The 21,708-nt window shown below is 71.9% G+C and carries 19 protein-coding genes and 1 pseudogene; 9 read left to right on the top strand and 11 right to left on the bottom strand.

The genetic code is table 11. The annotated features are described in order from the left end of the window. Window positions 1–35: 35 nt before the first annotated feature. Together OG562_RS02570 and OG562_RS02565 are read right to left on the bottom strand one after the other, a co-directional pair. Window positions 36–713, bottom strand: a complete 678-nt coding sequence (locus tag OG562_RS02570) for a uracil-DNA glycosylase (protein ID WP_266393124.1) — start codon at window positions 711–713, stop codon at window positions 36–38. Between the two features lie 82 nt (window positions 714–795). Next, entirely contained in the window at window positions 796–1,881 is a 1,086-nt protein-coding gene (locus tag OG562_RS02565; protein WP_266393123.1) for an exo-alpha-sialidase, read from the bottom strand. 268 nt (window positions 1,882–2,149) lie between these two features. Between OG562_RS02565 and OG562_RS02560 the strand changes: the two genes are divergently transcribed. Beyond that, window positions 2,150–2,734 carry a hypothetical protein gene (locus tag OG562_RS02560; RefSeq protein ID WP_266393122.1) on the top strand — a complete coding sequence of 195 codons (585 nt, stop codon included), beginning with the start codon at window positions 2,150–2,152 and terminating at the stop codon, window positions 2,732–2,734. Window positions 2,735–2,836: 102 nt separating this feature from the next. On the opposite strand, the gene OG562_RS02555 is transcribed toward OG562_RS02560, so the two are convergent. Together OG562_RS02555 and OG562_RS02550 are read right to left on the bottom strand one after the other, a co-directional pair. Beyond that, window positions 2,837–4,888, bottom strand: a complete 2,052-nt coding sequence (locus OG562_RS02555; protein ID WP_266393121.1) for a HEAT repeat domain-containing protein — start codon at window positions 4,886–4,888, stop codon at window positions 2,837–2,839. A gap of 174 nt (window positions 4,889–5,062) precedes the next feature. After that, a complete protein-coding gene (locus OG562_RS02550) occupies window positions 5,063–6,814 on the bottom strand; it encodes an acyl-CoA dehydrogenase family protein (protein ID WP_266393120.1) in 1,752 nt (583 codons plus the stop codon). A 73-nt stretch (window positions 6,815–6,887) separates the two neighbouring features. On the opposite strand from OG562_RS02550, the gene OG562_RS02545 reads away from it, so the two are divergent. Next, window positions 6,888–7,640: a PaaX family transcriptional regulator C-terminal domain-containing protein gene (locus OG562_RS02545; protein WP_266393119.1), complete on the top strand. Its 753-nt coding sequence runs from the start codon at window positions 6,888–6,890 to the stop codon at window positions 7,638–7,640. A 21-nt stretch (window positions 7,641–7,661) separates the two neighbouring features. Further along, window positions 7,662–7,892: pseudogene (locus OG562_RS46175) on the top strand (hypothetical protein); the annotation flags it as partial. On the opposite strand, the gene OG562_RS02540 reads toward OG562_RS46175, so the two are convergent. Then, entirely contained in the window at window positions 7,879–8,688 is an 810-nt protein-coding gene (locus OG562_RS02540; RefSeq protein WP_266393118.1) for a pectate lyase, read from the bottom strand. The pseudogene OG562_RS46175 and the gene OG562_RS02540 sit on opposite strands and share 14 nt — an antisense overlap. A gap of 47 nt (window positions 8,689–8,735) precedes the next feature. Continuing rightward, window positions 8,736–9,713 (bottom strand): polysaccharide lyase family 1 protein, encoded by a 978-nt coding sequence (locus OG562_RS02535; protein WP_266393117.1) that lies wholly within the window; start codon window positions 9,711–9,713, stop codon window positions 8,736–8,738. 370 nt (window positions 9,714–10,083) lie between these two features. Between OG562_RS02535 and OG562_RS02530 the strand changes: the two genes are divergently transcribed. The 3 genes from OG562_RS02530 to OG562_RS02520 all read left to right on the top strand — a co-directional run bounded on the left by OG562_RS02530 (window position 10,084) and on the right by OG562_RS02520 (window position 13,295). Continuing rightward, the gene (locus OG562_RS02530; RefSeq protein ID WP_266393116.1) at window positions 10,084–11,205 is read left to right on the top strand and encodes a non-reducing end alpha-L-arabinofuranosidase family hydrolase; all 1,122 of its coding nucleotides are present in this window, start codon (window positions 10,084–10,086) and stop codon (window positions 11,203–11,205) included. Between the two features lie 62 nt (window positions 11,206–11,267). Further along, complete coding sequence (locus OG562_RS02525; protein ID WP_266393115.1) at window positions 11,268–12,575, top strand: PHB depolymerase family esterase; 1,308 nt, start codon at window positions 11,268–11,270, stop codon at window positions 12,573–12,575. A 174-nt stretch (window positions 12,576–12,749) separates the two neighbouring features. Continuing rightward, window positions 12,750–13,295 carry a DUF2087 domain-containing protein gene (locus OG562_RS02520; protein ID WP_266393114.1) on the top strand — a complete coding sequence of 182 codons (546 nt, stop codon included), beginning with the start codon at window positions 12,750–12,752 and terminating at the stop codon, window positions 13,293–13,295. A gap of 16 nt (window positions 13,296–13,311) precedes the next feature. Here the strand turns inward: OG562_RS02520 and OG562_RS02515 are convergent, their stop codons facing one another. After that, complete coding sequence (locus OG562_RS02515) at window positions 13,312–14,391, bottom strand: NADH:flavin oxidoreductase/NADH oxidase (protein WP_266393113.1); 1,080 nt, start codon at window positions 14,389–14,391, stop codon at window positions 13,312–13,314. Between the two features lie 165 nt (window positions 14,392–14,556). On the opposite strand from OG562_RS02515, the gene OG562_RS02510 reads away from it, so the two are divergent. Then, window positions 14,557–14,910: a helix-turn-helix transcriptional regulator gene (locus OG562_RS02510; protein ID WP_266393112.1), complete on the top strand. Its 354-nt coding sequence runs from the start codon at window positions 14,557–14,559 to the stop codon at window positions 14,908–14,910. Here OG562_RS02510 and OG562_RS02505 read toward each other — a convergent pair. Next, a complete protein-coding gene (locus OG562_RS02505) occupies window positions 14,830–16,218 on the bottom strand; it encodes a nucleobase:cation symporter-2 family protein (protein ID WP_266393111.1) in 1,389 nt (462 codons plus the stop codon). The two genes, OG562_RS02510 and OG562_RS02505, sit on opposite strands and share 81 nt — an antisense overlap. Window positions 16,219–16,360: 142 nt before the next feature. Further along, window positions 16,361–17,713 carry an FAD-dependent oxidoreductase gene (locus tag OG562_RS02500; RefSeq protein WP_266393110.1) on the bottom strand — a complete coding sequence of 451 codons (1,353 nt, stop codon included), beginning with the start codon at window positions 17,711–17,713 and terminating at the stop codon, window positions 16,361–16,363. Between the two features lie 220 nt (window positions 17,714–17,933). Between OG562_RS02500 and OG562_RS02495 the strand changes: the two genes are divergently transcribed. Further along, window positions 17,934–18,425 carry a DUF6214 family protein gene (locus tag OG562_RS02495; RefSeq protein ID WP_266393109.1) on the top strand — a complete coding sequence of 164 codons (492 nt, stop codon included), beginning with the start codon at window positions 17,934–17,936 and terminating at the stop codon, window positions 18,423–18,425. A 37-nt stretch (window positions 18,426–18,462) separates the two neighbouring features. Here OG562_RS02495 and OG562_RS02490 read toward each other — a convergent pair whose 3' ends face one another. After that, a complete protein-coding gene (locus OG562_RS02490) occupies window positions 18,463–19,104 on the bottom strand; it encodes a DUF305 domain-containing protein (RefSeq protein ID WP_266393108.1) in 642 nt (213 codons plus the stop codon). A 181-nt stretch (window positions 19,105–19,285) separates the two neighbouring features. On the opposite strand from OG562_RS02490, the gene OG562_RS02485 reads away from it, so the two are divergent. Further along, window positions 19,286–20,788: an LVIVD repeat-containing protein gene (locus OG562_RS02485; protein ID WP_266393106.1), complete on the top strand. Its 1,503-nt coding sequence runs from the start codon at window positions 19,286–19,288 to the stop codon at window positions 20,786–20,788. On the opposite strand, the gene OG562_RS02480 is transcribed toward OG562_RS02485, so the two are convergent. Next, entirely contained in the window at window positions 20,776–21,495 is a 720-nt protein-coding gene (locus OG562_RS02480) for a TetR/AcrR family transcriptional regulator (protein ID WP_266393104.1), read from the bottom strand. The genes OG562_RS02485 and OG562_RS02480 overlap by 13 nt on opposite strands. Between the last annotated feature and the right edge of the window lie 213 nt (window positions 21,496–21,708).

Raw genomic sequence — 21,708 nt, 5'->3', positions numbered from 1 at the left:
TGCCTAACCCGTTGCCGGGACCGGCGAATCGGGGGTCACGGCAGGCGCCAGTCCACCGGTTGACCGCCCTGCCGGATCAGCAGGTCGTTGGCCCTGCTGAACGGCCGTGAGCCGAAGAAGCCGCGGTCCGCCGACATGGGGGAGGGATGCGCGGACTCCACCGAGGGCAGATCGCCCAGCAGCGGACGCAGATTGCGGGCGTCGCGGCCCCACAGGATGGACACCAGGGGCTTGCCGCGCGCCGCCAGCGCCCGTATCGCCTGCTCGGTGACCTCCTCCCAGCCCTTGCCGCGGTGTGCGGCGGGCTTGCGAGGAGCGGTGGTCAGCGCCCTGTTGAGGAGCAGCACGCCCTGCTGCGTCCACGGCGTCAGGTCGCCGTTCGACGGCTGGGGCAGGCCCAGGTCCGTGGTCAGCTCGCGGTAGATGTTGATCAGGCTGCCGGGCAGCGGGCGGACGTCCGGCGCGACCGAGAACGACAGTCCCACCGCGTGCCCCGGCGTCGGGTACGGGTCCTGTCCGACGATCAGGACGCGGACGTCGTCGAAGGGCTGCTGGAAGGCCCGTAGGACGTTCTGTCCGGCAGGGAGGTAGGTGCGTCCCGCGGCGATCTCCGCGCGCAGGAAGTCGCCCATCTCGGCGATGCGTCCGGCGACGGGTTCGAGGGCCTTCGCCCAGCCCGGCTCGACGATTTCATGCAAGGGTCGTGGTGCCACGGGCGTCACCCTACTGCCGTACATGTGTCGGTGATCAACCAGTGGCCAAGGCCCGGCGGTCGCCCCCCGCTTCCGGTCCGGTTCATGCGACCACCGCGGCGCGCACGCACAGCACGTCCGGCAGATGCGACGCCAACTGCCGCCAGCTGTCGCCGTGGTCGGCCGAGGCGAACACCTCGCCGTTGCGATTGCCGAAGTACACGCCCGCCGGATCGGTGTCGTCCGTGCACAGCGCGTCGCGCAGCACGGTGCCGTAGTGGTCCTCCTGCGGCAGGCCCGCCGTGAGCGGCTCCCAGCTCCTGCCCGCGTCCTGGGTGCGGAAGACCCGGCACCGGTGCTCGGCGGGGACCCGGTCCATGTCCGCGTTGATCGGGAACACGTACGCCGTGTCCCCGCGGGTCGGGTGCGCGGCGACGGCGAAGCCGAAGGTGGAGGGCAGGCCCGCGCCGATGTTCGTCCAGTGCCCGCCCGCGTCGTCGCTGCGGTAGACCCCCCAGTGGTTCTGGAGGTAGAGACGGTCCGGGTTCACGGCGTCCCGCGCGACCTTGTGCACGCACTGGCCGAACTCCGGGTCGGGATCCGGCAGGAACACCGCGGAGACCCCGGAGTTGGAGGGCGCCCAGCTCGCGCCGCCGTCCGTCGTGCGGAACACGCCGGCCGTCGAGACCGCCACCGTCACCGCCCGGGGGTCGCGCTCGTCGGTGAGGACCGTGTGCAGGCCCTCTCCGCCGCCGCCCGGCACCCACCGGGACCGTGTGGGGTGCTCCCACAGGGGGCGGACCAGCTCGAAGCTCTCCCCGCGGTCCTCGGAGCGATACAGCGCGGCCGGTTCCGTGCCCGCGTACACCACGTCCGGCTCGGCCGCCGCCGGGTGCAGCTGCCACACCCGCTCCAGCGAGGCCTCGGTGTCCTGCGGGAACTTGACGGCCGGCGCGGCCGGTTCGGTCCAGGTGCGGCCGAGGTCGTCGGAGTGGAACACCGACGGCCCCCAGTGCGCGCTGTCCCCGCCGGCCAGCAGCCGCGGCCGGTCACCGCGGGTGTCGAGGGCGACCGAGTAGATCGCCTGTGCGTTGAAATAGGGCGATTCGTCGAACTCCCATGTGCCGTCGCGCCTGCGCCCCAGGAACAGTCCTTTGCGCGTGCCCACGGCCAGCAGCACCTCAGTCATGTCGAACACCTCCGTGACCTCTTCGTCCCAGACACCGGCCAGTCTGCACCCCGCCACTGACAGTCACCCCTGGAACGGCGTCACCGCAGGTCACAGCGGGTACTGCGGACCGGGACCGCTGGGTGTCGGCCACCTTCGGCGAGACACCTGCGCGGGCGAGGGGGACCGTGGGACTGTCGGGACCGAGGACTCGCCCTGAGCATCCGGACCGTCTGCCTCGTATGGGAGGGCGGCCGGGATGTTCGCGCTCATGAGGAGGAAGCCTTCGATGGCGTTCCGTGGTCCGAAGGTGTGGCTGTGGCGCTGGCGGCGCAACCCGCTCAAGCGTCGCGCCGACACGGTGGAGGCCTGGGTCGTGCTCGGCGTGTGGGCGCTGACCGTCCTCGCCGGGGTGCTGGCGGGATGGACGGCCGCGGGGTCCGTCGAACACGGTCTGGCCCGGGAACGCGTCGAGTGGCGCCCGCTCGTGGGACGACTGACCGAGCCGGCGCCAGGAAAGGCCGCCGCGCAGACCGGTTCCGCCGGCGGTGACCAGGTCTGGGCGAAGGTCGGCTGGACCGGACCGGACGGTTCCACGCACTCCGGCCAGGTCCGGGTCAGCCCCGGCAGCCCCACCGGCACCCCGGTCACGGTCTGGACGGACCGCCAGGGCCGTCTGGTGACCGAGCCGGCCACCCCCGCCCAGGCCAGCCTGCGCGCGTCTTTGGTCGGCGGTCTCGCGGGCGTGGGCACGGCCGTCCTCCCCTTCGCGGGCGGCCGCGTCCTGCGCAGCCGTCTGGAACGCCGACGCGTGGAGCAGTGGGACACCGACTGGGCGCGCTTCGACGCGCTCTGGGGGCGACCGATGGGCTGAGCCGGGGACCGGGGACCGGGGACCGAGGGCCGGGGACCGAGTGTGGAGTGCCCAGGCCCGCAGGGCGACGACGGCTGTACGACCGTACGGCCGACCGCTCGGCTAGGAGGCCGTCGTCGTCGCCGTCACCCTCCCGCATACCCTCAGCAGCTCCTCGTCCCTCGGTATGTCGTGGCTGCCGTGGCCGGGGCTGCCTTGGCCGCCCGGCTGGGCTGTGTGGCGGCGCGGGGCCGCGAGTTCCGTCGTAGCCAGGTCGCGCAGGGGCGCGGCGGCGGGGCCGAGGGCGCCGAGGCAGGCGGCGATGCCCACGCGCGTGCGCGGGTGTTCCGCCCAGGCGGAGCGCAGCACCGCGGCGACGGACGCGTCCGCCTCCCCGGTGATCCGGCTGACGGCGCAGGCCGCCGCCGTCCGCTCCGGCGCCGTGTGCGCCTGCGTCATCCGGCGCAGCGTGGGGAGCGCCGGGCGGGCCGCAGGGCCGAGCAGCGCGAGTGTCCGGGCGGCATGCGTCCGGTACCGGGAGTCGGCGTGCGTCGATCCCCGCAGCAGGACGGGCAGGACGACGGAAGCGTCGCCCTCGACCGACCACAGCGCGTCCGCCGCGGCGAGCGCCTGCTCGCCCTCCAGCGCTGCGTGCAGCGCCGGGACGGCCGCTCGTGCGGCGGATCCGATCGCCCCCAGCGTCTCGATCGCGGCCCGTGCGCACCGGTCGTCACCGTGGCCGAGACCGGCGTCCGAGAGCAGACGCAGGACCCCGGGCACGGCCTCCGCGTCGCGCAGCGCCCGCACCGCCGGCAGCAGGGCCGCGGCGCGCGTCGCCGTGTCGGGGGAGCCGAGGGGCACGGCGGCGAGCGCGTGCCGCAGATCCGGTGCGAGCGGGGCCGCCGACGCGCCCAGGTCGGCGACGACTCTCCCCAGGTCCCGGGGGAGGACCGGCCCCGCCAGCACCTCGGCCAGCACGGGGGCCGCGCGCGGATCCCCGCTTCTGGCCAGGGCGCGCAGGGGACCGCCCAACGTGGGCGCCTCGCGCCGCCATCGTCGTAGCCACAGGTCGGGGCGCGCGGCCACCAGCGCGTGGAGGTCGTCGGCGGCCGGGGCGGCCAGGGTGAAGAGGTCGTCCAGGACGGACACGGCCGCGTCGCGCAGGCGCCCTTCGTCCTCCTGAGCCTCGCCCTCCCGCGACCGCAGCCGTTCCCCGATCGACGCCACCGTCGCGTCATGGCCGCCGCGCCACTCCCGGAACAGGGCGGCGGACAGCAGCACGGCGTTGCACCGGTCGGTCGGCTCCGGACTCGTCAACTGCCCGTGCAGCAGGGCGATCCGGTCGGACAGCCGGTCGTCGAGCGCGGTGTGCAGGGTGCGCAGCAGCCGGGTCCCCTCCTCGTCCGACGGCCGCAGCCGCCGTAACCGGTCGACGAGCGAGGGCGCGTCGGCCGCCGCCGGAGACGGGATCGGACAGCGGCGGCGGCGCGCGGAGCGCTCTCTGAGCAGCCCGAGCACGACCGCGACCAGATCGGCCGGCAGACGCTCGGGAGCGCAGGCCGCGAGCTGGCCCAGGGCGGCGAGTCGCGGCCCCGGCCCGTACGGCGGGCCGCTCTGCGCGGCCAGCAGCTCCACCGCCCCGGCGCACTGTCCGGGGCCCCGACGCGCGAAGTGACCGAGGCCGTCGATCAGGGCGATCACGATCCGGTCGTCCCGCTCCACCATGAGCCGCTCCCGCACCAGCCCCAGCACCCGCGCCGGTTCGTCGAGGAACCGCACGACCGCCGCGGCCGCCGCCCTGCGCACGGCCGCGTCCGGATCCCCGGCCAGCCGGACGAAGACCTCGGCGCCGGCCCGGACCGCCGAGACGCCGCCCGCTCCCGGTTGGGCCCCCGAGCCCTCCCCGGTGCCGATGCTCACCAGCAGCTCCACGAGCCCGCCGCGCTCCCGGACCCGCTCGTCGGCGGCCAGCGCGAGCAGAAACGGAACGCAGGCGAGCGTCGAGTCGTACACCCTCCCGTCGTGGTGCACCGCGCCGTACATCCCGTCCAGTGCGGCGGCGCGCTCGCCGGGCTCCGCGGAGGCGAGCCCCCTGAGCCATCCGGGCACGTCCTCCGCGCTGCCGTTCGCATGCCGCAGCGAGGTCCAGTCGACCTCGTCGATCCCCGTGAACACGTTGTCCTCCCCCGGACGGTGTGTCAGAAGTGCCAACTGATCACGAGTCTGCACCACGCCACTGACAACGAAGCGGAATCGAGCGGTTACGCACAGATGACGTGCGTCGAATCTCGATCGGAAGGCCCGTCGGAGGCTGACGTTCCCGTCCGGGATCCGCGGTCGGCGTGCCCGTCAGGAGCCGTCGGGCAGCGCCCGCGTCAGGATCCCGTCGACGTCCGCGCCGTCGGGGAGCGTGCCGAAGGCGTACCCCCAGTCGCCGCCGAGGCGGGTCGCGCAGAAGGCGTCGGCGACCGCGGGCGGCGCGTGCCGGACCAGGAGGGAGGCCTGGAGGGCGAGGGCCATCTGCTCGACCAGACGGCGGGCGCCGGCCTGCGTCGCCTCGCCGAGCCGGGACCTGAGCCGTGCCACGGCCGCGTCCAGCCGGGCGTCCGCCCCCTGCGCCAGGGCGAGTTCGCCGAAGAGCGCGTCCACGGTGGCGGGCTCGCGGGTCAATGCCCGCAGTACGTCGAGGGCGTTGACGTTGCCCGAGCCCTCCCAGATCGACAGCAGCGGCGCCTCGCGATAGTGCCGGGGCATGCCGGAGTCCTCGACGTAACCGTTGCCGCCCAGGCACTCCAGGGCCTCCGCCGTGAAGGCCGGACCCCGCTTGGTCACCCAGTACTTGCCGACGGCGGTCGCGATCCGCCGGAAGGCCTGCTCGGTCCCGTGGCCGTCGTCTCCGCGCACCGCCCGGTCGGCCGCCCCCGCCAGCCGCAGCGTCAGCGTGGTGGCGGCCTCGGACTCCAGCGCCAGATCGGCCAGGACGTTGCGCATCAACGGCTGGTCGATCAGCCGCGCGCCGAACGCACGGCGGTGGCGGGCATGATGGCCCGCCTCGACGAGCGTCTTGCGCATCAGCGTCGCCGACATCATCACGCAGTCCAGCCGCGTGCAGTTGACCATCTCGATGATCGTCTTCACGCCCTGGCCCTCGGGCCCGACCAGCCAGGCCACGGTCCCGTCGAACTCGGGCTCGGAGGACGCGTTGGAGCGGTTGCCCAGCTTTTCCTTCAGCCGCTGGATGCGAAACGTGTTGCGGGCGCCGTCGGGCAGGACGCGCGGCACGAGGAAGCAGGACAGCCCGCCCGGCGCCTGCGCCAGCACCAGGAACACATCGCACATCGGCGCGGAGGTGAACCACTTGTGCCCGCGCAGGGTGTACACCCCCGGCTCCGCCGTGGGCGTGGCCGCCGTGGTGTTCGTCCGGACGTCGGAGCCGCCCTGCTTCTCGGTCATCCCCATGCCGGCCAGCAGCCCGCGCTTCTCGGCCGGCGCCCGCAGCCCCGGGTCGTACTCCCGGCTGGTCAGCAACGGCTCGTAGACGGCCGCGAGCTCCGGTTGGCGGCGCAGGGCGGGTACGGCGGCGTACGTCATCGACGTGGGGCAGCCGTGCCCGGCCTCCGTGTGCCCCCAGGCCAGCCCGCTCGCCGTCCGGGCGACATGGGCGCCGGGGCGGCTCTCGGCCCAGGGCGAGCCGGCCAGCCCCTCGGCGACCGCCTCCCGCATCAGCGCATGCCAGCTCGGGTGGAAATCGACCTCGTCGACGCGGTGACCGTAGCGGTCGTGCGTGCGCAGCACGGGCTCGTGCCGGTTGGCCAGCTCGCCCCACTCCTGCGCCTCGACGCCGCCGGCCCGCAGACCGATCCGGCGCACGTCCCGCTCCGCCCACCCAGCGCCCTCCCGCCGCAGCCCTTCCAGCAGCGCGACGTCGTCGGACGCGTCGTAGGGGGCGAGGGGAGGCGGCTGATTGGTGACGTCGTGTGTGGCGTACGACGCGACGGGCGCCGCGGGCTGGGACGGCGACGGCGGCTGGGACGGGGACGGGGACTCGGATGGGGGCCGGTTCTGGGGCTGGTTCTGCGGCTGCGCGAGTATCTGGGCCATGTCGACCATGTTGCACTCTCTCTGCGGTCGCAGCAATAGTGCAACATGCAGGCTGCACGTACAGTACGTCCTCATGCGGATGAACGTGTCTGCGGAGCCCGGCGAGGTCGATCTGCGCCCGCTGTCCGCGCGGTCGGTGGTCCTGAGCCTGCTGCTGGGGACGCATCCGCCCGAACTCGCGGCGAAGGACCTGGTGCGCGGAGTGGAGCCCTTCGGGGTCGGGGGGTCCACGGTGCGGGCCGCGCTCAGCCGGATGGTGGCGGCGGGCGACCTGCGGCGGACGGACTCCGTCTACCGGCTCAGCGACCGCCTGCTGGAACGCCAGCGCCGCCAGGACGACGCCGTGCATCCGGACACGCGCGCGTGGGACGGCGACTGGGAGACGGCCGTGATCACCGCCACGGGCCGCGGCCCCGCCGAACGCGTCGAGCTGCGCGCCCGGTTGGCGGCCCTCAGGCTCGCCGAACTCCGTGAGGGCGTCTGGCTGCGCCCGGCCAACCTGGGCCGGCCCTGGCCCCCGGACCTCGGCGACGTCCTCCAGTGCTTCACCGCCCGCCCCGGGACGCCCGCCCGCGAGCTCGCCGCGAGCCTCTGGCCCCTCCCCGCGTGGGCGGACACGGCCCGGGCCCTGCTGGCCCACGTCGGGCGCACGCACCGGCCCGCCGACCGCTTCACGGCCCTCGCCGCCGTCGTACGGCATCTCCTCGCCGACCCCGTGCTGCCCGCCGAACTCCTGCCCGCCGACTGGCCGGGGCCCGCCCTGCGCGCCGCGTACGGCTCTTACCGGCGGGAACTCACGGAAACGACGTTGGGACCGGTTTCTTAGCTCCGCCACACTGCGTTCCGCCACACTGCGTTCCGCCACACGGCGTTCCGCCACACTGCGTTCCGCCACACGGCGTTCCGCCACACGGCGTTCCGCCACACGGCGTTCCGCCACACTGCGTTCCGCCACACTGCGTTCCGCCACACGGCGTTCCGCCACACGGCGGCGGCCGTGCGAAGCGCCGTGCGGGGGGCGCTTCGTACGGCCGCCTTTCACCGTGGGGGGTCGGTGAGCGGGACTACTTGTACGTGATGTCGGACGTCGCGTACTTGCAGTAGGTGCTGTCGGGGCCCGTGCCGTTGGTGGTCGGCTCCGCGCCCGTGTTGTTCCCGATGTACTTCTGGCATGGGATGATCTTCTTGCTGCTGTCCCCGACGATGGTGATGTTGCGCAGGGTGGCCGAGTCGCCGTAGTTGGTGTTGATGCCGACGAGCTTGCTGCCCTTGTAGGTCGCCTCGATGGTGTTGAGGTTGATCGTCCGCTTGTACTGGGCGCTCTTGCAGTTGCCGCAGCTGCGCACGAAGGTGCCGAAGTTCTGCACCGCGAAGTTGGAGACGTTCAGCGTTCCGGCGCCGTTGAACTGGAACACCTTGTCGCTGGCCTCCTTCGCCCCGCCGCCGGAGACGGTGTAGACGTTGGAGGACGAGGAGCCGAGGAACGTCGCAGCGTCCTCGCCGACGTCCTCCCACCAGACGTTCTGCAGTGTGCAGCTGCCCAGACAGTGGATGCCGTCCGCGGCGGGCGCGCCGATGATGACGTTCTTCAGGACGGCGCCGGCCGCCAGTTCCAGGATCGGCCCCTGGTCCTCGTCCTGGCTGCCGCTGCCGAGGTCGCCGGTGCCGTACAGGCGCTTCATCGCGTAGTCCTTGGTGCCGGACACGGAGATGGTGGCGGAGACGGCCTGACTGCCGTTGGCGGTGGGCCAGGTGGCGGCGCTCGCCGGGGTGAGCGCACCACCGGTCATGATCATGCCAACCGAGAGGCCGACGGCTGCCAGGGCTCCGGTCAGGGTGCGCCCACGGGCGCGCCGAGGTGCTGGGGAAGTCATGTCCCGATGCCTTCTTCCAGGTGGGGGAGGGTTTCCGGTGGGGAGGGTCAGATCTTTCCGGCGCCCGCGCCGGACGTCACCGAGGCGACGACGGAGGAGGCGGGCTCGGCGGTGTAGCTGTAGGGCGGCTGGGTGAACGTGCCGACCTGCGAGACCTCGGTCGCGGCTCCGCCGAGGTCGTTGCCGGTCAGGTTGGCGTAGCCGTCCACGTCGCTGTCGCGGTTGGTGGTGACGGCGACGAGCGTCGAGCGGAAGACGTTGTTCTCGACGAGCATCTGGGCGCCCATGCGCGAGTGCACGGCGGTCTCGGCCCCGACGACGTAGTTGTCGTAGAAGTGCCCGGTGCCGAAACGGAGACTGGGGATGCGCGAGTAGACGTTGCTGAAGTAGTTGTGGTGGTACGTCACCCTCAAGTGCCCGGTGTCCTGGCCCGCGTTGTTGTCGCTGTGGCCGACGAGCGAGCCCTTGAAGTGGTCCTTGAAGGTGTTCCAGGACACGGTGACGTAGTCCGAGGCGTGGTTGATGTCCAGCAGGCCGTCGTAGTAGTCCTTGTCGTGATCGCGGTCGGCCGAGAAGGAGTTGTGGTCGATCCACACCTTCGTCGACGCCTGGACCTCGATCCCGTCGGCGGGCTTCAGCGGCTTGCTGATGTTCAGGTTGCGCACCACGACGTTCGTGACCTTCTTCAGCCGCAGCCCGCCGCCGGTGAAACCGGACGACGAACCGACGCCCAGCACCGTGGTGTTGGAACCGATGTCGACCTGACCGCTCAGTGAGATCAGGCCGTTGACCTTCACGACCTTCGCCGTGTCGCCGGTCACGGCCGTCTTGAACGCGTCCAGCGTCGACACGGTGACCGCCGCGGCGCTGCCGCCGCCGGTCGTGCCGGCGCCGAACCCGACCGGAGAGGCGTCGGCCGCGCCCGCCGACTGCGGGAGGACGAGAACCGCCGCGGCGCCGAGTGCGGCGGCCGCCGCGACGAGAGCGGATCTTTGCACGTGTGTACGTGGGGGGCCGGTACGCATGCGGGTGCGTCCCTTCAGGAGAGCTAAGTGATCGCATACATGAACGACGTACGCCATGTTGAACGCCGAACACGGGCAAGGCGGCCCTTTTGGGGACTCGACGAGCGGCTCGGTCACACTGCTGAACGGAACGTAGGGGGCAAGCGCTTTCTAGTCAACGCTTTGCGCAGAACGCATTCGGTCGCCCTCGGCCCGTCCCCGGCCCGCCCCCTTCTCGCCCCGGCCGGCCGGCAAGGGCTTCCGGGAAGTTGCCGTGGGAGCGCTTCCATGGAGGGCGTGTGCATGCCACCATGCGATGCGGACGCCTCCCTTCATGAGCCTCGACGACGGCTCATGAGCTACCGCGAGCTGCGACGAGAGGGATGAGTCGATGCCGACTCCGCGCACGCGCACGTTCACCGCCGGGCTGGTCCTGCTGCTGATCGCCGTCGCCTGTCTGGTCCTCGGGCCCGGCCCGGCCGCCGCGACGGCCGGGGCGACAGCGGCCGTGACGGGAACGGCGCCCGACCGGGCCGGACCGCTTCCCGGCTCCTTCGCCTGGACCTCCACCGGCCCGCTGATCAGCCCCGAGCCGGATGCCGCCCACCCGATCGTCTCGGTCAAGGACCCGACGGTCTTCCGCTACAAGAACCGCTGGCACGTCTACGCCACCACCGCCGACACGGCCGGCCGGTGGAGCCTGGCCTACACCAGCTTCGCCGACTGGTCCCAGGCCGCCTCCGCGCCGCAGACGTTCCTCGACGCCAACCCGAACATCGGCGACCGGTACGCGGCCGCGCCCCAGGTGTTCTACTTCGCGCCGCAGCAGACGTGGTACATGGTCTACCAGACCGGTCCGCCGTCCTACTCGACCACCAAGGACCCCACGAATCCCGGCAGTTGGAGCGCGCCGAAGTACTTCTTCGACAGCGAGCCCCAGGTCGTCACGGACAACAAGGGCACCGGCGGCTGGCTGGACTTCTGGACCATCTGCGACCAGCGCGACTGCTACCTGTTCTTCTCCGACGACAACGGCCACCAGTACCGCTCCCGGACCACCCGCGCCGAGTTCCCGGGCGGCTTCCGCGACACCGCGATCGTGCTGTCCGAGCCCAACCGCTTCGACCTCTTCGAGGCGAGCAACGTCTACCGCCTCGGCGACAGCGGTAAGTACCTGATGCTCGTGGAGGCCCTGGCCACCGGCTCCGACTGGCGCCGCTACTTCCGCGCCTGGACGTCCGACAGCCTGGGCGGCGCCTGGACCCCGCTCGCCGACACCGAGGCCAACCCCTTCATCCGGTCCGGCAACGTCACGTTCGCCGACGGCCCGTCCGCCTGGACGAAGGACTTCAGCCACGGCGAGATGATCCGCGACGGCGTCGACCAGACCCTCACGATCGACCCCTGCCGCCTGCGCTACGTGTACCAGGGCCTGGACCCCGCCTCGAGCGGCCCCTACTCCCAACTCCCCTGGCGTCTTGGCCTGTTGACCCAGACGAACGCCACCTGCTGAGCGCCTCCCGCCCGTTCTCGACTGCGACGTCCCCCGAGCCGCTACCAGAAAGGGACCAGCGCGTGTCATCGACCCTCAACTCCCCCGGGAGAGTCCTGCGTTCGTTACTCGGCGCACTGGTGCTCCTCCTCGCCGCCGCGCTCCTCGGCGCCCCCGCCGCCTCCGCCCGCACCGAGGCCGCCGCACCCGTCCCCGCCGCTGCCCTCACCGAGGTCACCGGCTTCGGCGCCAACCCCAGCAACCTCCAGATGTACGTGTACGCCCCGGCCGCGGTCGCCGCGCACCCGCCCGTCCTCGTCGCCGTCCACTGGTGCGGAGGCTCGGGCCCGGCGATGTACTCCGGCACCGAGTACGCCCAACTCGCCGACCAGTACGGGTTCGTGATCGTCTACCCGTCCGTCACCCGCAGCAGCAAGTGCTTCGACGTCTCCTCGCCCCAGGCGCTCAAGCGGGGCGGCGGCAGCGACCCCGTCGGCGTCAAGTCGATGATCGACTGGGTGACCGCCGCCTACTCCGCGGACACCTCCCGGGTGTACGCCACCGGCATCTCCTCCGGGGCGATGATGACCAACGTCCTGCTCGGCGACTACCCCGACGTGTTCGCCGCGGGCGCCGCGTTCTCCGGGGTGCCGTTCGGCTGCTTCGCCACGACCGACGGCTCCGAGTGGAACAGCGCCTGCTCCGGCGGCACCGTGATCCACACCCCGCAGGAGTGGGGCGACCTGGTCCGCGGCGCCTACCCCGGGTACACCGGATCCCGGCCCCGGATGCAGCTGTGGCACGGCACCGAGGACGACGTGCTGCGCTACGCCAACTTCGGCGAGGAGATCAAGCAGTGGACCAATGCGCAGGGAGTGAGCCAGACCCCGGCCGCGACCGACTCGCCCGCCTCCGGCTGGACCCGCACCCGCTACGGCGGCACCGGTGACCAGGCCCCCGTGGAGGCCATCAGCCTCCAGGGCGTCGGCCACAACCTGTACGCCTGGGGCATGGCCGCCCGCGTGCTCACCTTCTTCGGCCTGGACACCGCCGGCCCCGGCGGCCCGCAGCCCCAGCCCGGCAGCTGCAAGGTGACCGCCTCCACCAACGCCTGGAACACCGGTCTGACCGGTTCCGTGACCCTCACCAACACCGGCACGGCCACGGTCAACGGCTGGCAGCTCGGCTTCACCCTGCCCGCCGGGCAGACCATCACCAACGGCTGGGGAGCCACGTACACCCCGGCTTCCGGCGCGGTGACCGCGACGAACGCGTCGTACAACGGCACGCTCGCGCCGAACGCGAGCGTGACGATCGGCTACCAGGCGAATCACACCGGGAACAGTGCGGCGCCGACCGCATTCACCCTCAACGGGGCGACCTGCAGCTAGATGTGATGGTTCGTCATCAACCCGCCGGTCCGGGGACGGTCGTGTCCCCGGCCGGTCGCGGAAAATGGTGAGCGGACAGCGAGGAGCGGAGAGTAGCGTCGGCGCGGCCGGGGCGGCCGCCGTCCGCCCTGCCCATGGACGGGACCGGGGACGGACAGGACGGGGGAGCGGGACATGACGTCCGACGACGTGGTCAGGCTGTTCGCCGAGGAGAACCGGGTGCGGGCCTTCGCCGCCGTGGCGCTCGGCGCCAGAAGCCCGGCGGAGGTCGTCGACCGGACCGGACTGTCCGCCAAGGACGCCGTCATCGCCCTGCGCCGCCTCGAGGACCGCGCGATCGTCGTCTCGGACGGCACAGGACTCGCGGTGGCGTACGACCGTCTCCGCGACCTCGCGCGCGAGACCTCCACGCCTCGGCCGGCGCGGGACCACGGCACCGGGGACGAGCGGACCGAGGCGGTGCTGCGGACCTTTCTGCGGGACGGGCGTCTGGTGCGGCTGCCGGCCCAGTGGGAGCGGAAGAAGCTGGTGCTGGCCCACCTCGCGGAGCGGACCTTCGAGGAGGGCCGGGACTACGCCGAACGCGAGGTCGACGACCTGCTGCGCCCCTGGTGCGAGGGCGGCGCCACCGACCACGTGACGCTGCGCCGCCTCCTCGTCGACCTGCACCGTCTGCACCGGCGGGACGGCGTCTACCGGCGGCCGGCCGAGGCCCGCTGACCAGCGTGCGCTCGGGTCACACGGAGCGGAGGTACTGCTCCGGCACCCGCACCTCGTCGCCCAGGGTGCGCGCCGCGTGCCGGGCCCACGAGGGGTTGCGCAGCAGCTCCCGGCCGAGCAGCACCGCGTCCGCCTCGCCGTTGGCGACGATCTTCTCGGCCTGCTCGACGTCGGTGAGGAGACCCACGGCGGCGACGGCCAGCGGCGTCTCGGCCTTCACCCGTGCGGCGAAGGCGACCTGGTAGCCGGGGCCGACCGGGATGCGCACGCCGGAGGCGTTGCCGCCGGTGGAGACGTCGAGCAGGTCGACGCCGTGGGTGTGCAGATCGCGTGCGAAGCGGACCGTGTCGTCCGCCGTCCAGCCGCCCTCCGCCAGCCAGTCGGTCGCCGAGACGCGGAAGAACAGCGGCTTGTCCTCGGGCCACACCGCCCGGACGGCGTCCACCACTTCGAGGGCGAAGCGGGTGCGGTTCTCGTACGAGCCGCCGTAGGCGTCCGTGCGGTGGTTGGAGTGGGGCGAGAGGAACTCGTTGATCAGATAGCCATGGGCGCCGTGGATCTCGACGATCTCGAAGCCGGCGGCGCGGGCCCGGCGGGCCGCGTCCGCGAACTGCCCCACGATCTCGGAGATCTGATCGGTCGTCAGCTCGGTGGGGATCGGGTGGACCTCGTCGAAGGCGAGCGCGCTCGGTGCGAGCGGCTGCCAGCCGTGTGCCTGCGGGCCGAGAGGCGCTCCGCCCTTCCAGGGGAGGTCGGTCGACGCCTTGCGGCCGGCATGGGCGAGCTGGATCGCCGGCACGGTGCCCTGCGCGGAGAGGAGGCGGGTGATCCGGCGGAACGCCTCGACCTGGGTGTCGTTCCAGATGCCGAGGTCCTGCGGCGAGATCCGGCCCTCGGGGGCGACGGCGGTGGCCTCGACGACGATCAGTCCCGTGCCGCCGGTCGCACGGGCCCCGTAGTGGGCGAGGTGCCAGTCGGTGGGCGCTCCGGCGTCCGGACCCTCGGGCGCGGCCGAGTACTGGCACATCGGCGGCATCCACACCCGGTTCGGGATCGTCACCTCGCGCAGGGTGCAGGGCTCGAACAACGCGCTCACGGCGGACTCCATTCGTCACGGGACCGATGGTCGACTCGTACGATAGGCATCGTAGTACGGTGTATGTCAAACTACGAAGAGTCTCGTACAATGGGATCCCGGACGGGACCCCGAAGGACGACGGGGCCCGACGCAACGACGAGGATTCCCGGAACTGGAGCCGCCGTGACCGCCCCCGCTCCCAGCAGTCGCGACCTGCCGCACCCGGCGCGCGCGGAGATCCGGCTGGAGGCCGTGCTGCACGCGCTCTCCGATCCGATGCGCCTGCGGATCGTGCGAGAGCTCGCCGCCGAGGGCGACGAGCTCTCCTGTTCGCACTTCGATCTGCCGGTCACCAAGTCGACCACCACGCACCACTTCCGCGTGCTGCGCGAGGCCGGGGTGGTCCGGCAGGTCTACCGGGGCACGGCCAAGATGAACGGCCTGCGCGGGGACGACCTAGACGACCTCTTCCCGGGGCTTCTCGACCGCGTCCTCGCCGCCGCCGGCCGGCAGGCCGACCGGCTCGGGAGCGGCTGAACCGCCCTTCGCGGCAAGGTGGTTGAACAGCAGGTTGAGGACGATCGCGGTCACGCAGCCCGCGCTGATCCCGCTGTTCATCACCGTCTGGAACCAGTCGGGGAACTTCGCGTAGATCGTGGGCACGCCCACCGGCAGCACGCCCATCGCGACCGACACGGCCACCACCGTCAGGTTGTGGTTGCCCTTGAAGTCGACCTCGGCCAGGGTCCGCAGACCGCTCGCCGCCACCGTCCCGAACATCACCAGCCCCGCTCCGCCGAGCACCGGCGCCGGCACGGCGGCCACGACCGCGCCCAGCTTGGGCAGCAGACCGAGCAGGACGAGGATGCCGCCCGCGGTCGCGACGACCCAGCGGCTGCGTACCCGCGTCATGCCGACCAGGCCCACGTTCTGCGCGTACGCCGTGTACGGGAAGGTGTTGAAGACGCCGCCCAGGACCGTTGAGAGGCCGTCGGCGCGCAGACCGTCCGAGAGCGTGCGCGGCTCGATCCTGCGACCGGTCATCTCGCCGACCGCGATCAGGTCGCCGGTCGTCTCGGTCATCGTCACCAGCGCCACGACCAGCATCGAGATGATCGCCGACGCCTCGAAGGAGGGCGCGCCGAAGTGGAACGGCGTGCTGATCCCGACCCAGCCGGCGTCCCCGACCCCGCCGAAGTCCGTGAACCCGAACGGCACCGCCACGGCCAGACCCACCGCGATCCCGATCAGCACCGCGATCCGGCTCAGGAAGACCGGCGCGAACCGCTGCACGCCCAGCACCACCACGAGGACGAACGCGGCGAGCGCGAGGTTCTTCGGCTCCCCGAAGTCCTTCGAACCGACGCCTCCGGCCGCCCAGTTGCCCGCGACCGGCAACAGCGAGATGCCGATGATCAGGATCACGGTGCCCGTGACGAGCGGCGGGAAGAAGCGCAGCAGCCTGCCGAACACCGGCGCGAGCAGCACGATCGCGAGGCCCGCGACGATCACTGATCCGTAGATCGCGGGCAGTCCGCCGCCCGTCGTCCCGATCAGCACCATCGGCGAGACGGCCGCGAACGTACAGCCCTGCATGATCGGCAGCCGGACGCCGAAGCGCCAGAAGCCGATGCACTGGATCAGCGTGGCCACGCCGCAGACCAGCAGATCGGCGGTGATCAGATACGCCAGGTCGGCGGGCGACAGCTTCATCGCACCGCCCACGATCAGCGGCACGGCCACCGCGCCGGCGTACATCGCGAGCACGTGCTGCAGGCCGAAGGCGGCCAACTGCCGTACGGGTGGCACCTCGTCGACGGGATGAACGGAAGCGGTCGCGGTCATGGACACTCCAGAGCGGCGGAGGGGTGAAGGGGGTGGCGAGAGGCGGCGGGGGGCGGCGACATCCCAACAGCACGAGACCGTACGACCGTTAAACAGTTTGTTGATTGCCGGGGTGTTGCCGCTGTGTGTACTGCCCACCGGGTTAGGTGCCGAGTCCTGCCCGGCCGGCCGCCGCCAGCAACGTCTCCCAGTCCGGCAGCTTGACCACGCCCCGCCCCAGCGAGGCCCCGAGCTCCGCCTCGGCCCGCTCGATCGCCAGCCATCCGGCCCACCCGACGGGCTCGGCCCCGGCGGCCCGCAACAGGGGCAGAGGATCGGCCGGCACCTGCCTGCGTACGAGTCCGGGCGCGTCCGCCAGCAAGGAGGTCACCGTCTCCTTGGCGCACGGCCGGTTGGTGCCGATGACCCCGGTCGGGCCCCGCTTGACCCAGCCCGCCACGTACTCGCCCGGCGCGGCCGCGCCCTCGCGCAGCACCCGGCCGGCGAGCTGCGGCACCGTGCCCCGTTCCGGGGCGAACGGCAGCCCCTCCAGCGGCACTCCGCGATAGCCCACCGACCGCAGCACCAACTGCGCCTCGACCTCCTCGAACCGGCCGGCGCCCGTCACTCCGCCGTGTCCGTCCGGAGCGGTCCGCTCGAAACGCACCGCGCCCACGCGGCCCTCGTCGCCGGGGAGCAGTGCGACGGGCCGCAGGAAGAACCGCAGCCGGATGCGGCGCCGCGCGCCTCGGGGCGGGGCCGCCGCCCAGCCGCGCAGCACCTCGACGTTACGGCGCTGGGCCGCCGGCAGTTCGGAGGGGTCGCCGTAGGCCGGATCCGCCGCCAGCTCGGCCTCGTCCACGACCACCTCGGTGTCCGGCAGTCCGCCGAGCTCCCGCAGCTCCTTGGTGGTGAAACGGGCCTGCGAGGGGCCGCGCCGACCCACCGTGCAGACCTCGCGCACCCCGCTCGCGGCCAGCGCGGTCAGCGCCGCCTGAGGCATGTCGGTGGGGCTCAGCTCGGCTGCGCCGCGCGCCAGGATGCGGGTGACGTCCACCGCCACGTTCCCCACGCCGATCACGACGGCCGAGCGGACGCCCCGCAGGAAGTCGTCGCCGGGCGCGTCCGGATGCGCGCTGTACCAGGACACGAACTCCGTCGCCGACCAGCTGCCCGGCAGCTCCTCCCCGGGGATCCCGAGGTGACGGTCGGCCGCCGCGCCGACGCAGTAGACGACCCCGTGGTACAGCTCGCGCAGCCGGGCCACGGACACCCCGCCCGCGCCGACCTCGACCCCGCCGAGGAAGCGCACCCGCTCGTGCTCCAGCACGGTCCGCAGATTCCGCTGAAGGGACTTGATCTTCTCGTGGTCCGGGGCCACGCCGTAGCGCACCAGGCCGAAGGGGCACGGCAGCCGGTCCAGGACGTCGACGCACACCTCGGGGTCCTGTTCGACCAGGCTCTGGGCGGTGTAGACCCCACTCGGCCCGGAGCCGACGACGGCGACACGCAGCACGGTCGGACTCCTTACCCCACGGGACGGAGGAGATCGCCGGCATCGCCGGCGTCGTACCGCTGTCTCCAGCATCGCACCGCCCGGGCTGCGCTGACAGGGTGCTGTGCGCCCTGGGTGCGCGCGTGTCCGTTCGTATGGAAAGTGATCATGCGGTTACTTTGCGTGTGTGCTAGAAGCATCGTTTCTTAATCTTTCTGATCGCTGCGCCGAGGACGGCACGGTGTCCGTGCGGCCCGCGTGGGAAGTGCAGGAGGGCGACGACGGTGCCACGACCTGGTTCGACGTCCGGCTGGCCTTCGCCGACGGGGCGTGCGTCGAACTGCTGGCGGTCGTGTCCGGGGGGTGCGTCTCCATCGAGGACGTGCGTGCTCAGCCGGCGCTCTCCCTCGTCGATCTGACGGTGCTCGCGGACTGGATCGAGGGCCCGCTGTTCGAGCGTTGCGACGCCCAGGCCCCCGGGGAGACGGACGGCGAGGACCGCCAGGACCTGGAGAGCGAGCCCTCCGGACCGCGCCGCGCCCGCCCGCCCTGGCCGCGGGGCGCCGAGGGACGCTGGCTGATCGCGCAGGAGTACCGCGCGGCCCAGGAGGAGGGCGTCGACCCCGTCCTCGCGGTGATGTGCGCGACCGGCCACAGCCGCCGCAGATCCCTGCGGCTGATCGCCCAGGCACGGGACGCGGGCTACCTGACGCCACGTCACGCCCGGCGCTGAGCAAGGCTTTCGCCCGACGGCCCCCTTGGCTCCTCGGTCACTGCATCCCGCGCATCCGGGTGATCTCGCTCGTCTGCTGCGCGACCACGTCGTCCGCCATCTCCTCGATCAGCAGGTTGTTGCCCTGCGCCTTGACGTCCGTGGCCATGGTGAGGGCGCCCTCGTGGTGGGTGATCATCAGGGTGAGGAAGAGCGCGTCGAACGCCTTGCCGCGCGCCGCGCGCAACGTCGTCAGCTGGGCCTCGGTCGCCATCCCGGGCATCGCGGCGTGCTCGTGCTTCTCGCTCGTCTCGTCCTCGCCGTTCGTCCTGAGCCACCCCTCCATGGCCTCGATCTCCGGTCCCTGAGCGGCGGAGATGCGCAGGGCGAGGCGTTTGACGTCCGCCGACTCGGCACGGTCCGGGACGAGTTCGGTCATCTCCAGGGCCTGGGTGTGGTGCTCGATCATCATCCGGGCGTACGCCACGTCCGCCGAGTTGGGCGTGTCGTCCTCGGCGCGCTGCTCGGCCGCGTCCTGCGCGGACAACGTCCGGTTCGCCTCACCGGGCTTGCCGGGCGCGATCACCGAAGGGCCGCTCGCCGCACCCGACTTGGTGTCCGGTCCGGAGTCGCAGCCCGCGAGGGTCAGCGCGAGCGCGAGCGCGGCCGCGGCGGCGAGGGATGCGCGGCGGATGGGCACAACGACCTCCTGTGGCAGGCGTGTTGAGGGTCTGTCGAGGGTTCCACTGCTGGATCTTCGCACTACTGATCGGAAAGACTCATTACGAGTGCGTTGCCAACCTTTGATCTGTGCATGATGAAGACGATACTTCGGAGCACCGTGAACCGTTCCCTTGCGAACGGCGACTAGGGAGGATGCAGTGACCCTGTTGAACGATCCCCGAACGCGGCGCAGACGCCTGGGCGTCGTCGCCGCGTGTACCGGACTCCTGGCCGCGCTCCTCACAGCGGTCCCGGCGGCCGCGACCCCCGACCCGGGGGACGGCCGGGCCGTGGAGCGTGGGGTCTCCCAAGGCGCGCAGGCCGAGGTGGCCGCTGCGATCGCCGACGGCGAGATACCCGGGCAGGACGAGATCGTCCACTCCGCCAACATCGAGCACCTCGCGAACATCCCCAAGGAAGCGCTGCCCGGCACCAATTCGGATCTGGCCTTCCAGGGCAAGTACGCCTTCGCCGGCAACTACGACGGCTTCCGCATCTTCGACATCAGCAAGCCGAAGGCCCCCAAGACCGTCGCCCAGGTGCTCTGCCCCGGCTCGCAGAACGACATCTCCGTCTCCGGGAACCTGCTCTTCCTGTCGACCGACTCCTCGCGCAGCGACAGCAGTTGCAACAGCACCACACAGCCCGTGACCGAGAAGTCCTCCTGGGAGGGCATGAAGGTCTTCGACATCAGCGACAAGGCGAACCCGAAGTACGTCGCCGCCGTCGAGACCGCCTGCGGCTCGCACACCCACACCCTGGTGCCCGAGCGCAGGAACGTCTACGTCTACGTCTCCTCGTACTCGCCCAACGCCGCCTACCCCGACTGCCAGCCCCCGCACGACGGCATCTCGGTCATCAAGGTGCCGCGCAGCGCCCCCGAGGAGGCGGCGGTCGTCAACTTCCCCGTCCTCTTCCCCGGTGAGGGTCCGGACGGCGGCGGCAACCCGGGCAGCCCCACCAACCCGGGCGTGTCCAAGACCACCGGCTGCCACGACATCACGGTGCTTCCGGAGAAGGACCTCGCGGCCGGCGCGTGCATGGGCGACGGCATCCTGTTCTCCATCAAGGACCCGGAGAACCCGAAGGTCATCGACCAGGTTCAGGACAACGTCAACTTCGCGTTCTGGCACTCGGCGACCTTCAACCAGAAGGCCAACAAGGTCGTCTTCACCGATGAGCTGGGCGGCGGCGGGGCGGCCACCTGCAACGCGGCGATCGGCCCGAACCGCGGCGCCGACGGCATCTACGACATCGTCGGCAAGGGCGACCAGCGCAAGCTCGTCTTCCGCAGCTACTACAAGATCCCCCGCTACCAGGCGGACACCGAGAACTGCGTGGCCCACAACGGCTCGCTGATCCCGGTCAAGGGCAAGGACCTCATGGTCCAGGCGTGGTACCAGGGCGGTGTCTCCGTCTGGGACTTCACCGACTCCTCGAACCCGCAGGAGATCGCGTACTTCGAGCGCGGCCCGGTGAGCACCAGCGGTCTCACGGTCGGCGGCTCGTGGTCGGCGTACTACTACAACGGTTACATCTACTCGAACGACATCGCCAAGGGCTTCGACGTCCTCAAGCTCAGCGACCGGCGCACGGATCCGGCCAAGCGGGTCCACCTGCGTGAGCTCAACGTCCAGTCCCAGCCGGACTACTTCGACTGATCCCCGGTCGACCGATCTCCGATCGGCTGCCCTCCGGTCCGCCGGTCCCCGATGGGCAGACCGGTGGAGAAGAAGCGTGACAGATCAGTCTCACAGGGCCCGTCGGACGCTCCGGCGTCCGGCGGGACCCCCTGCTCCCAGTCGAGCCGGTAGCGCTCGAACAGCTCGGCGCGCAGTGTCGGCAGCGGCAGCGGCACATGGGGCAGGACCAGCGCGTAGACGGCGCCCATGAGCTGGGAGCGCAGCATCGGGTAGTCGTGGTCGACGTCCTGCGACCCGTGCCGGGCCGCGGTGTCCCGCAGCAGCTCGGCCAGCCGCTGCTGCTCCGGGCACTGCACGAAGCCCTCCGCCTGCAGCAGCCCCGCCATGTGCTGGCGCATCAGCACCGTACGGTCCCGGGCCAGCCCCAGGATCGCGTCGATGGCCCGCGCCATCCGCTCCCGGCCGTCCTCGGTGCGCGGCTCCCGCTCCAGCGCCTCCTCCAGCGTGCGGTGCATCAGCCGGTGCACGGCCGACTGCACCAGCTGGCGCTTGCCGGGGAAGTAGTACGACACCAGACCGCGCGCCGAACCGGCCCGGTCCGCGATGTCGCCGAGCGTCGTCGCCTCGTAACCGCGCTCGCTCACCAGTTCCAGCGCAGCCTGAAGAAGCCGTTCCCGGGAACGCCGCCGCAATTCTTCATTGACCGAGGCGCTGCGCGGGGACATGCTGTAACTCCTGCGTTGACTGGCTATCAGCCAACTATACTCAGGGCATCCCGGTCGGCCCGGTGTTCGGAGCCGCTCCGGGCTGGCGCCTGCTCTGGGCGACGCGGGGGATCGTCCAGGGCGGGCGTGCTTCTCCCCTGATGGTGGCCTCGGGCTACCGTCCGGCCGGCGGCCGCGGCGCCGCCGTCACCGTCGCCCGTCGTCGTCGCAGCC

It is taken from the genome of Streptomyces sp. NBC_01275 (genome assembly GCF_026340655.1).
Classification (GTDB): domain Bacteria; phylum Actinomycetota; class Actinomycetes; order Streptomycetales; family Streptomycetaceae; genus Streptomyces.
The sequence above is the reverse complement of the archived record's forward strand: the minus strand, read 5'-3'. Positions and strand labels throughout refer to the sequence as shown.